This is a genomic window from Streptomyces sp. NPDC041068, assembly GCF_040647455.1.
GTDB lineage: Bacteria > Actinomycetota > Actinomycetes > Streptomycetales > Streptomycetaceae > Streptomyces.
Genome location: NZ_JBEZCG010000001.1, coordinates 131,244 through 143,249, shown reverse-complemented (window position 1 = coordinate 143,249; position 12,006 = coordinate 131,244). Strand labels below are relative to the sequence as shown.

At 75.3% G+C, this 12,006-nt stretch carries 1 protein-coding gene; it reads right to left on the bottom strand.

Translation table 11 applies throughout. The annotated features are described in order from the left end of the window. Positions 1–9: 9 nt before the first annotated feature. Positions 10–11,949: an SDR family NAD(P)-dependent oxidoreductase gene (locus AB0B50_RS00435; protein WP_362323277.1), complete on the bottom strand. Its 11,940-nt coding sequence runs from the start codon at positions 11,947–11,949 to the stop codon at positions 10–12. Positions 11,950–12,006 lie beyond the last annotated feature (57 nt).

Below are 12,006 nucleotides of genomic sequence, written 5' to 3'. Positions count from 1 at the left end.
GTACGGGACTCACGAGATGCCCAGCTCCTTGTCGATCAGGTCGAAGATCTCTTCGTTGGTGGCGGACTCGATGGCGTCCGCGGTGTCGGGGCCGCTGTCCCGCTCCCCGGACGCGCCGGACGCCCCGGCCGCGTCGAGGCGGGAGAGAGCGCCGCGCAGCCGTCGGGCGAACTCCGTGCGCAGTTCCGCGCCCGCGCCGCGGGCCAGTTCGGCGACGAGCGCGTCGAGTCGGTCAAGGGCGGCGAACGCGACGGGGTCGGCGTCCGTGTCACCGGCCAGCAGCTTCCCGGCGAGATGGCGGGTCAGGGCTTCGGGGGTGGGGTGGTCGAAGACGAGTGCCGCGGGCAGGCGCTGCCCGGTCGCGGCCGAGAGGCGGTTGCGGAGTTCGACGCCGGTGAGGGAGTCGAAGCCCAGCTCCTTGAACGGGCGTGCCGCGTCGATCAGGTCCGCGGAGGTGTGACCGAGCACGGCCGCCGCGTGACCGCGCACCGCGTCGAGGAGGAAGCGGTGCGCCTCCGCCGTTGCCAGACCCGCGAGTTGACCGGCGAGCGAGGCTCCCGCGGGCGCCCCGGCAGCGATCGTGGCGGCGGCGCGCCGTCGCGGGGCGGGGACCAACGTGCTGAGCAGCGCGGGTACGGGAGTACCGCTCGCCACTGCCGCCCTGAGCGCGGCCGTGTCGATGTCGGCGGCCAGCACGTACGGCTGTGCCGCGCGCAGGGCCGCGTCGAACAGCGCGAGGGCGGTGTCGGTGGACAGGGCGCCGACTCCGCCGCGGGCCATCTTGCGTACGTCCGCGTCCGTCAGATGCGCGGTCAGGGCGCTGCGTTCCTCCCACATGCCCCAGCCCACGGACACGGCGGGCAGCCCTTCGGCGCGGCGCCGTGCGGCCAGGGCGTCCAGGGCCGCGTTGGCGGCGGCGTATCCCGCCTGTCCCGCGCCACCGAGCAGAGCGGCGCCCGAGGAGAAGAGCACGAACGCCGCCAGGTCGCTGTCGCGGGTCGCCTCGTGCAGGGCGAGCGCGGCAGCCGCCTTGGGGCGCATGACGCGGTCGACCTGAGCGGGGGTCAGGGACGTGACCACGCCGTCGTCGAGGACGCCCGCGGCGTGCACCACCCCGGTGAGGGGATGCTGCCGCGGCACACCCGACAACAGGTCCTTGAGGGCGACGGGATCGGTGAGGTCGCAGGCCACCACGCGCGCTTGCGCGCCGGCCTCGGCGAGTTCGTCCACGAGCTGCGCCGCGCCAGGGGCCTCGGGACCCCGGCGCCCGGTCAGGAGCAGGTGGCGTACGCCGTGGGCGGTGGCCAGGTGGCGGGCGACGCGGGAGCCGAGGGTTCCGGTGCCGCCGGTGACCAGGACGGTGCCGTCGGGGTCGAGGGGCGCGGGCAGGGTCAGGACGTTCTTGCCGATGTGCCGGGACTGGCCGAGGTGCCGGAACGCCACGGGGGCCTGGCGGATGTCCCAGCAGGTGACAGGCAGCGGGGTGAGCACACCCTGCTCGAACAGGGCGAGCACCTCGGTGAGCAGGGCGCCGATGCGCTCGGGCCCGGCCTCCATCAGGTCGAAGGCCCGGTAATGGACGCCGGGGTGGTCGCGCGCCACCTCGTCGGCGTCCCGGATGTCGGTCTTGCCCATCTCCACGAAGCGTCCGCCGCGGGGCAGCAGGCTCAGTGACGCGTCGACGAACTCCCGTGCCAGGCAGTCCAGTACGACGTCCACCCCCCGGCCGTCGGTGGCGTCCAGGAAGCGGTCCGCGAAGTCCACCGTGCGAGTGGAGGCGATGTGCGCGGCATCCAGCCCGGCCGCGCGCAGCACGTCCCATTTGGCCAGGCTCGCCGTGCCGTACACCTCGGCTCCGGCGTGCCGGGCGAGCTGCACCGCCGCCATCCCGACGCCGCCCGCGGCCGCGTGCACCAGGACCGACTGGCCGCGCTTCAGGCCGCCCAGGTCGAACAGGCCGTACGCGGCGGTGAGGAAGACGATCGGCACCGACGCGGCCCGCGCGAAGGACCATCCGGCAGGGATCCGCGCGAGGGTGCGCCGGTCGGCGACGGCAAGCGGCCCGAAGGCCCCGCCGAACACGCCCATCACCCGGTCACCGGGCGCGAGGTCCTCGATGCCCGGCCCCACCTCCACGACGGTGCCCGCGCCTTCGCTGCCGAGCACCGGCTGGTCGGGGTCGAGGCCGAGCGAGACCACCACGTCGTGGAAGTTCAGCCCCGCGGCGCGCACGGCGACGCGGACCTGTCCCTCACCGAGCGGCGCCGCGGCCGCGGGTGCGGGCACCACCGTGAGCCCGCCCACCGTGCCGTCCCCGGAGAGTCCGACCTGCCAGGTCTCCCAGTTCTCCTCCTGGGGCGGCACAAGGGCGTCCCGGGACGGTAGGAGGGTGTCATGGGGCGGTACGAGGGTGTCCTTGCCCGGTCCCGCGACGAGGCGCGGCACCAGCACCTCGCCCGACCGCACCGCGAGCTGTTCCTCGCCCGTGGCGAGGGCGGCGGGCACGGCGGACAGCGACTCCGGCGCTTCGTCCAGGTCCACCAGGACGAAGCGGCCGGGGTGTTCGGTCTGCGCGGTGCGCAGCAGACCCCACGCCCCTGACCGCTCCCAGGCCGCCGCCCTGTCACCCGGCCCGGTGCGCACGGCACCGCGGGTCAGGACGGCCAGGGTGGCCTCGGCGCACCGCTCCTCGGACAGCCACTCCTGAACGAGCGCGAGGCACGCGACCGTGGTGGCGCGCAGGGAATCGGCCTGATCGCCGTAGCCGTCGTCGAAACCGGAGGCGGAACCGGCATCGGCGGCGCGCGGGCACTCCGTGACCACCAAGGCGGGGACGGCGGTGTCCCGGTCGGCGCGGAGCGCGGAGAGCGAGGCCCAGTGGACCGCGCCCGGGACGGTGTCACGCGGCAGGTCGCCGAGCAGCCCGCACGTCTCCCGCTCCCCGCCGTCGTCGGCCGGGGCGGGCACCCACTCCAGGCGGTGCAAACCGTCCCGGCCGTCACGCGCCGGGGCGAGCGCGTCGGCCGATACGGGGCGGAGGTCGAGGGAGTCGGCCGTCAGGACCTCCTGGCCCGCGAGGTCGTACACCGTCAGGGTGACGGCGTCCGGCCCCTCGGCACTGAGCCGGGCCCGCAGGCCGGTGGCGCCGGTCGCGTGGGCGGTGACGCCGTTCCAGCTGAAGGGCAGGCGTGCCGCGCCGTCCCGTCCCGGCAGGAGCGCGGCGGTCTGCAGGGCCGCGTCCACGAGCGCCGGGTGCAGGGTGTATCCGGCCGCGTCGGCGTGCTGCCGCTCGTCGAGGACGAGGTCGGCGTAGACCTCCCCGTCCCGCAGCCAGGCGGCGCGGATGCCTTGGAACGTGGGGCCGTAGCGGTATCCGGCGGCGGCGAAGCGTGCGTACAGGTCATCGGCGTCGACGCGTTCGGCGCCCGCGGGCGGCCAGGCGATGAGCGCGGGCCCCGGCTCGCGGCCCGCGGGTGCGACGGCGCCGGTGGCGTGGCAGGTCCAGGGCGCCGCCGCCGCGGCGTCGCGCTCCGTACGGGAGTAGAGGCCGAGCGGGCGGCCGCCGTCCGCGTCGGCGGGACCGAGCCTGACCTGGAGGAGGACGGCGCCTTCGGCGGGCAGGACCAGCGGTGCCTGGAGGGTGAGTTCGTCGACCCCGGCGCATCCGGCCTCGGCCGCGGCGCGCAGCGCGAGCTCCAGGAAGGCGGTGCCGGGCAGCAGGGCGCTGTCCTGGACGGTGTGCTCGGCGAGCCACGGGTGCGTACGCAGGGAGAGCCTGCCGGTGCACAACAGCTCACCGGTGTCGGCGAGTTCGACGGCGGCGCCCAGGAGCGGGTGCCCGGTCGCGCCGAGGCCTGCGGAGGCCACGTCCCAACTGGTGGTCGGCACGTCCAGCCACAGGCGCCGCTCCTGGAAGGGATAGGTGGGCAGGTCGACGCGGACGGCCCCGGTTCCGGAGAAGGCGGGTGAGAAGTCCACCTCGATTCCGTGGGCGTGCGCCTGGCCGAGGGAGAGCAGCAGGCGCTCCATGCCGCCCTCGTCGCGGCGCAGGCTCGCGGTCACCGTGCCCTGCGCGCCCACCGCCTCCAGCGTCTCCTCCACCGCCATGGTCAGTACGGGATGGGGGCTCACCTCGATGAACGCGGTGTGGCCCGCTTCGGCGACGGCTCGGACGGCGTGCTCGAAGCGCACCGTGCGGCGGAGGTTGGTGTACCAGTAGCCGGCGTCCATGGCGGAGGTCTCCAGCCAGTCGCCGGTCACCGTCGAGAACAGCGGAATCCTGCCGTCGGTGGGCTCGATGCCGTCGAGTGCCGCGTGCAGTTCCGCCTCGATGCGCTCCACGTGGGCGGAGTGGGAGGCGTAGTCGACGTCGATCCTTCGGGCGCGGACCCCGTCGGCCTCGCAGGTGGCGAGGAGTTCGTCGAGCGCGGGCCCGTCGCCGGAGACGACCACGGCGGACGGGCCGTTGACGGCCGCGACGGAGAGGCGTTCGCCCCAGGCCGCGATGCGCTGCTCGGCCGTCACCGACGGCACGGCGAGGGACACCATCCCGCCGTCCCCGGCGAGTGCGGTGATCGCCCGGCTGCGCAGGGCGACGACCTTCGCGCCGTCCTGAAGGGACAGCGCCCCTGCCACCACCGCGGCGGCGATCTCGCCCTGACTGTGCCCGAGCACGGCGTCCGGCACCACGCCGAACGCCTCCCACTGCCGGGCGAGCGACACCATCACGGCGAACAGCACGGGCTGCACCACGTCGACCCGGTCGAGATCCTCGCCCCGCAGCACGGCGTCCGTGAGCGACCAGTCGACGTACGGAGCGAGGGCTGCCTCACACCGGCGCATCGAGTCGGCGAACTCCGTTGACTGGACCATGAGTTGGCGCGCCATGCCCGCCCACTGCGATCCCTGCCCGGGGAAGACGAACACCGTGCCGCTGCCGACTCCCGCCTCCGTACCCGTCACGACGGACGCACACGGCTCCCCCGCCGCCAACGCCCGCAGTCCGGAAAGGAGTTGCTCCCTGTCGCCGACCGCCACGGCGCGATACCGGTGCCGGGTCCGTGTGGTGGCGAGGGACAGGGCGACGTCGTCGGCGCGGGTGTCCTCGGCGCACGTGGCGAGCAGGGCTGCGGCCTGGGCGCGCAGGGCCTCGGGGGACTTGGCCGAGAGCAGCCAGGGCATCGGCGCGTCGGCATCGGGGGCCGTGCGGTCCTGCGGCTCGCTCTCGGGTGCCTGCTCCAGGATGACGTGGGCGTTGGTGCCGCTGACACCGAAGGAGGAGACACCGGCGCGGCGCGGCCCGGCCGTGCCGTCCCAGGGGCGCGCCTCGGCGAGCAGCCGCACCGCGCCAGCGGACCAGTCCACTTGGGGCGTGGGCTCGTCGACGTGCAGCGTCTTGGGCAGCAGGCCGTGGCGCATCGCCAGGACCATCTTCATCACGCCGCCGACCCCGGCGGCCGCGGAGGTGTGGCCGATGTTGGACTTCAGGGACCCGAGCCACAACGGCCGCTCGTCCGTGTGCTGTTGGCCGTACGTGGCGATCAGCGCCTGTGCCTCGATGGGATCGCCCAGTGTGGTACCGGTGCCGTGCGCCTCCACGGCGTCGACGTCGGCGGCGCTCAGGCCCGCGTTCGCCAGCGCCTGGCGGATCACGCGCTCCTGCGAGGGGCCGTTGGGCGCGGTCAGGCCGTTGCTCGCGCCGTCCTGGTTGACCGCCGAGCCCCGGACGACCGCGAGCACGGGGTGGCCGTTGCGGCGGGCGTCCGAGAGCCGCTCCAGGAGCAGCACACCGGCACCTTCGCCGAAGGCGGTGCCGTCCGCCGCCGAGGCGAACGACTTGCAGCGCCCGTCGGCCGCGAGGCCGCCCTGCCTGCTGAACTCCACGAAGAGTTCGGGGCTCGACATCACGGTGACCCCGCCCGCCAGGGCCAGTTCGCACTCGCCGCGGCGCAGCGACTGCACCGCCGTGTGCAGGGCGACGAGGGAGGAGGAGCAGGCGGTGTCGATGGTGAGGGCGGGGCCTTCGAGGCCGAAGGTGTAGGCGATGCGGCCGGAGACGATGCTGCCGGAGTTGCCGGTGCCGAGGAAGCCTTCGACGTCCTCGGGGATGTGCGGCAGGAGCCGGACCGCGTAGTCCTGCTGCATGAGGCCGACGAAGACCCCGGTGGCCGTGGAGCGCAGCGCGGACGCGTCGATGCCGGCGCGTTCGAGGGTCTCCCAGGTGATCTCCAGGAGCAGGCGCTGCTGCGGGTCCATCGCGACGGCCTCGCGCGGGGAGATGCCGAAGAAGTCCGGGTCGAAGTCCCCGGCGCCGTCCAGGAATCCGCCCTCGCGCACGTACGAGGTGCCGATGTGCGCCGGGTCGGGATCGTAGAGGGCGTCCAGGTCCCAGCCACGGTCCGTGGGGAAGGCGCCGATGCCGTCGGCGCCGGTGGCGATGAGCCGCCACAGGTCGTCCGGGGTGCGTACGCCGCCGGGGAAGCGGCAGCCCATCGCGACGACGGCGACCGGTTCGTCGGCGGCGGGCACGGGGACGCTCCGCGGCGCGCTCGACGACGTACCGCTGTCGGTGAGCCGGTCGCGCAGGTGAGCGGCGAGCACGGTGGGCGAGGGGTGGTCGAAGACGAGCGTGGCGGGCAGGCGCAGGCCGGTGGCGGCGGTGAGGCGGTTGCGGAGTTCGACGGAGGCCAGCGAGTCGAAGCCGAGGTCGCGGAAGGCGCGTGCCGCCTCGACCGTGTCGCCGGGGGCGTGGCCGAGGACGGAGGCGGCCTGTGCGCACACCAACTGGACGAGGGTGCGCAGGCGTTCGCCGTCGGACAGCGCGGCGAGGCGCTCCGCCAAGGAGGTGTCCCCGGCCTCGGCGGGCCCGGCGGCCGTGGCCCGCCGCACGGGGACGCGGACGAGTCCGCCGAGCAGCGGCGGCACCGGCTCGCCCTCCGCCGCGCGGGCGCGCACGGCCCGGAGGTCCAGACGCAGCGGCACGAGCGCCGGGGCGTCGACGGTGAGCGCAGTGTCGAAGAGCGCGAGGCCCTCGTCCGTGGCCAGCGGCGGCATGCCGGAGCGGGCCAGGCGGCGCACCTCGGCGTCGTCGATGTGTCCGGTGAGGGCGGACCGCTGCTCCCACAGGGTCCAGGCGAGGGAGTGCGCGGGCAGTCCCTCGGCGCGGCGCCGCTGGGCCAGGGCGTCGAGGAAGGCGTTGGCCGCGGCGTAGTTGCCCTGTCCGGGGCCGCCGAAGGTGCCCGCCGCGGAGGAGAAGAGGACGAAGGCCGACAGGTCCAGGTCCCGGGTGAGTTCGTGCAGGTGGAGCGCGGCGTCGGCCTTGGGCCGCAGGACGGCGTCGACGCGGTCGGGCGTGAGGGAGGTGATGACGCCGTCGTCGAGGGCGCCCGCGGCGTGCACGACGGCCGTCAGCGGGTGCTCCGCCGGGACGCTCTCCACCAGGGCGGCGAGCGCGGCGCGGTCCGCGGCGTCGCAGGCGGCGACGGTGACCTGGGCGCCGAGCGCGGTGAGCTCCTCCGCGGCCTCGCAGGCGCCGAGCGCGGCAGGGCCTGTGCGGCTGGTGAGCAGCAGGTGGCGGACGCCGTGCCGGGTCACCAGATGGCGGGCGACGCGGGAGCCGAGCAGTCCGGTGCCGCCGGTGACGAGAACCGTCCCCTCGGGGTCGAGGGCGAGGGGCGCCGGGTCGTCGGCGGCGACCTTGGCGAGGCGGGGCATGCGGACCGTGCCGTCGCGCAAGGCCAGTTGGGGTTCTCCGGAGCCGAGGGCCGCGACGACGGCGGGGCCTTCGGCGCTTTCGTCGCTCCCCGCTCGGGGGTCCAGGTCCAGCAGGACGAAGCGGCCCGGGTGCTCCGCCTGGGCCGAGCGCACCAGGCCCCACACCGCGGCGCGAGCGGGGTCGGTGGGGCTCTCTCCGGGGGCCGTGGACACGGCGCCGCGGGTGACGAGGACGAGGCGGCTGTCGGTGAGGCGCTCGTCGTCGAGCCACGTCTGCAGGCTCTCCAGGGCCTGGTGGACGGCCGTGTGCACCTCTCGTACGTCGTCTCGTACGTCGTCTCGTACGTCGTCCGGGTCGCCGCCGGGTGTCGGCGGAAGGGGCAGCAGGACGATGTCGGGGGCGGGCGTGCCGGAGTCGAGCGCGGCGACGAGGGCCGCGGCGTCGGCGTGGACGGTGGCGGCGGCTCCGCCGGAGTGGCCGGAGTTGAGGGAGTCGGCGAGGCGGTCGATCCTCCCTCCCCCGATGACCGCCCACGCCCCGTCCACCGCCCCCGGCGGGCACACGGCCTCGGTCCAGTCCACCCGGAAGAGCGATTCATGGTGTGCCGCCCGTGTCGACGGGGTCGCCGCGGGCCGCAGCCTCAGGGATGCCACGGAGGCGACCGGGCGGCCCGTCGCGTCGGCGGCTTCGAGTGCGAGGGCGTCCGGTGCCGTGGGGGTGAGGCGTACCCGCAGGGCGCAGGCGCCGGAGGCGTACAACGTGGTGCCGCTCCACGCGAACGGCATGCGGCCGCCGTCGCCCTCCGTCCCCTCGGCGCTCAGGCCGGTGGCGTGCAGGGCAGCGTCCAGCAACGCGGGGTGCAGCGCGAACGCCGGGGCGTCCTGGCGCGGTTCGGCGGGCAGGACGGCTTCGGCGTACAGGTCGTCGCCGAGCCGCCAGGCTGCCGTCAGGCCCTGGAAGGCCGGGCCGTAGGCGAAGCCGCCCTCGGCGTAGCGCTCGTACATGCCGTCGAGGTCGACGGGGGTGGCGCCGGGCGGCGGCCAGACGGTGAGGTCCGCTCCCGTGGACGGCGCCGGGGCCGGGGCGGTGGGAGCGAGGACGCCGGTCGCGTGCCGAGTCCACTCCTCGTCCGTGTCGGGGTCGTCGGACCGGGAGTGCAGGGCGAGGGTGCGGGTGCCCTCGGTGCCGGGGGCTCCGACGGACAGGCGCAGCACGACGCCGCCGTGCGGTGGGAGCACCAGGGGTGCTTGGAGGGCGAGTTCGTCGATGTGCGCGCAGCCGGTGCGGTCCCCGGCGAGGACCGCGAGCTCCAGGAAGGCGGTGCCCGGCAGCAGGGCGCTGCCCCGCACGGCGTGGTCGGCGAGCCAGGGGTGGGTGCGCAGCGAGAGCCGGCCGGTGAACAGCAACCCGTCGTCGGCGGCGAGGGAGACCACGGCGCCCAGCAGCGGGTGCCCGGAGGGGGTGAGCCCGAGGGAGGCCGGGTCGCCGCCGGGGGCGCCGGTCTCCTCCAGCCAGTAGCGCTGCCGTTGGAAGGCGTAGGTGGGCAGGTCGCAGCGGCGGGCGCCGGTGCCCTCGAAGACCGCGGCCCAGTCGACGGCCACGCCCCGCACATGCAGCTCGCCGAGGGAGGTCAGCCACCTCCGCAGGCCGCCTTCGTCGCGGCGCAGGGTGCCGGTGGCCAGCGCGTCGGCGGTGGAGTCCTCGATCGTGTCCTGCAGGGCCGCGGTCAGCACCGGGTGCGGGCTGACTTCGAGGAGGACGCGGTGTCCTTCGGCCAGCAGGGTGCGCGTGGTCCGCTCGAACTCCACGGTGTGGCGCAGGTTCTCGTACCAGTACGCGGCGTCGAGGCCGGTGGTGTCCAGGAGGCCGCCGGTCACGGTCGAGTAGAAGGGCACGTCGGCGGCCCGGGGCACGATGTCCCGCAGGGCCGTGTGCAGATGGTCGCGGATCGCCTCGACCTGCGGGCCGTGCGAGGCGTAGTCGACGGGCACGGTGCGGGCGCGTACGCCGTCGGTGTCCAGTGCGGCGAGCAGCTCGGCGAGCGCCTCGGGCTCGCCGGAGACGACCACGGCCTCGGGCCCGTTCACGGCGGCGACCGCGAGCCGCGTGCCCCAGGGGGCGATGCGTTCGCGTACGCGGTCCACGGGGAGGGAGACCGATGCCATGCCGCCGTGTCCCGCGAGGGCGCGGAGTGCCGTGGCGCGCAGGGCGACGACCTTGGCGGCGTCCCCCAGGGTGAGCGCGCCGGCCACGCACGCGGCGGCGATCTCGCCCTGGCTGTGGCCCGCGACGGCGGCGGGCTCGACGCCGTGGTCACGCCACAGGCCGGCGAGGGAGACCATGACCGCGAAGAGAGCGGGCTGGACGACGTCCACCCGGTCGAGGCCGGGGGCGCCCGGCGCCTCGCGGATGACGTCCTCCAGCGACCAGTCCACGTGCGGGGCGAGGGCCTCGGCGCACTCCCGCATGCGGTCGGCGAACCGCGGTGAGGTGTCGAGGAGTTCGCGGGCCATGCCGGGCCACTGGGAGCCCTGGCCGGGGAAGACGAAGGCGACCGCCTCGCCGGAGCGGGCAGTGCCCCTCGCGCCGACTGGGGTGTCGGTGCCGCGGGCCAGCGCGTCGAGCTGGTCGAGCAGGGCGGGCCGGTCGTCGCCGATCAGGACGGCCCGGTGCTCGTGCGCCGCGCGGCCGGTGGCCAGGGAGTGACCGACGTCCGCCGGGCCGAGGTCGGGGAAGGTCTCCAAGTGGGCGTGGAGCAGGGCGGCCTGGGCCCGCAGGGCGTCCGCGCCGCGGCCGGAGAGCACCCAGGGCAGCGGACCTGTGCGGGGCGCGGACGGCTCGTCGGCAGTCGGCTCGGCCGCCGCTTCGAGGACCACGTGCCCATTGGTGCCGCTGACGCCGAAGGACGAGACCGCCGCGCGGCGCGGGCGCCCCGTCTCCGGCCACGGGGTCGCCTCGGTGGCGAGCCGCACCGTCCCCGGCGACCAGTCGACCTGTGGCGTGGGCTCCTCGGCGTGCAGCGAGGCGGGCACCACGCCGTGCCGCATGGCGAGGACCATCTTGATGACGCCGCCCACCCCGGCGGCGGCCTGCGTGTGCCCGATGTTCGACTTCAACGAGCCGAGCAGCAGCGGCTGTTCGGCGGAGTGCTCACGTCCGTACGTGGCGAGGAGTGCCTGCGCTTCGATGGGGTCGCCGAGCGGGGTGCCGGTGCCGTGCGCCTCGACGACGTCGACGTCGGCGGCGGTGAGGCGGGCGCCCGCGAGGGCCTGGCGGATGACGCGCTGCTGCGAGGGGCCGTTGGGCGCCGTGAGGCGGCTGCTCGCGCCGTCCTGGTTGACGGCGGAGCCGCGTACGAGGGCGAGGACCGGGTGGCCCAGGCGCCGGGCGTCGGACAGGCGCTCCAGGAGGAGCATGCCGACGCCCTCGCCCCAGCCGGTGCCGTCGGCGGTGGCCGCGAAGGACTTGGAACGACCGTCGGAGGCAAGGCCGTTCTGGCGGCTCATCTCGACGAACGGCACCGGGGTCGACATCACCATGGCCCCGCCCGCGAGGGCGAGCGCGCAGTCGCCGTGCCGCAGCGCCTGGCACGCCAGGTGGAGGGCGACGAGCGAGGAGGAGCAGGCGGTGTCGACGGAGACGGCGGGCCCTTCGAGACCGAAGGTGTAGGCGATGCGGCCGGAGGCGACGCTGTCGGAGCTGCCGTTGCCGAGGTAGCCCTGGATGTCGTCGGGCACCTGGCCGAGGCGGGCCGCGTAGTCCTGGTACATCACTCCGGCGAAGACGCCGGTGCGGCTGCCGCGCAGCGTGTGCGGGTCGATGCCGGCCCGCTCGAAGGTCTCCCAGGTGGTCTCCAGAAACAGCCGCTGCTGCGGGTCCATGGCGAGCGCCTCGCGCGGGGAGATCCCGAAGAAGGCGGGGTCGAACTCCGCGACGTCGTCGAGGAATCCGCCCTCGGCGCTGTAGGTAGTGCCGGGGCGCTCCCCCGTCGGGTCGTGGAGTGCGGCGAGGTCCCAGCCGCGGTCGGCGGGGAAGCCGCTGATCGCGTCGGTGCCGGACGCGACGAGCCGCCAGAGGTCTTCGGGGGTGCGTACGCCGCCGGGGTAGCGGCAGGCCATCGCGACGACGGCGATCGGTTCGTGGTCCTTGGACTCGGCCTCGTTCAGGCGTTGCTTGGTGCGGTGCAGGTCGGCCGCCACGCGCTTGAGGTAGTCCCTGAGCTTGTCGTCATTCACCGTGCATCGTCACCTTTGTGTGCGCGGGGTCGGGGGAAGCGTGTGCCGCGTGGGCGA